The organism is Virgibacillus carmonensis (genome assembly GCF_057836705.1).
On the sequence record NZ_JBYQFJ010000428.1, the window covers coordinates 1 to 512 of the forward strand.

General features: G+C 42.8%; 1 protein-coding gene. It reads right to left on the bottom strand.

Features of this window, described 5'->3' with window-relative positions:
* A partial coding sequence (locus AC3G7N_RS22710) for a cytochrome P450 (RefSeq protein WP_489424355.1) occupies window positions 1–495 on the bottom strand: 495 nt, incomplete at its 3' end.
* Between the last annotated feature and the right edge of the window lie 17 nt (window positions 496–512).

The following is a 512-nucleotide window of genomic DNA, read 5'->3' on the forward strand; positions in this document are numbered from 1 at the left end:
GCGATGTCCCATATAGTCGCCGCCACCTTGCGGAATAAAATTAAATGGGCTTCCTTGAAAATCTCGAAATCGCTCCGGGTTAAACTCATTTGGGCTCTCCCAAATGGCAGAACTATGATTTGGTCCATAAATATCAAGCAATACCAATGTTCCTTCCTTAAAGTCATGATTCCTCCAAGTAAATCTCTTACGTACACGTGCACCTAGAAACGGACCAAATGGATAAAAACGGCGAACCTCCTGGACAAACATTTGGCTATAATCATTTTCATTTGATTGTAACTTCCTGCGTGTTTCAGGGTGAAGATGCAAAGCCAAAGCACCAAATGTCACGTATCTTGCAATAGCAACAATCGGTCGTAGAATGTTGATCAATTCTACCGCAGCCATTTGCCTGCTCATTAATTTGCCGTTTAGATTTCGGCGCCATGACATAGCATATAAGGCTGTATGTTCATCAGCAATCACCTGCCCTGAACGAACCTGTTTAATCATCGTCCGGATCCATTTTC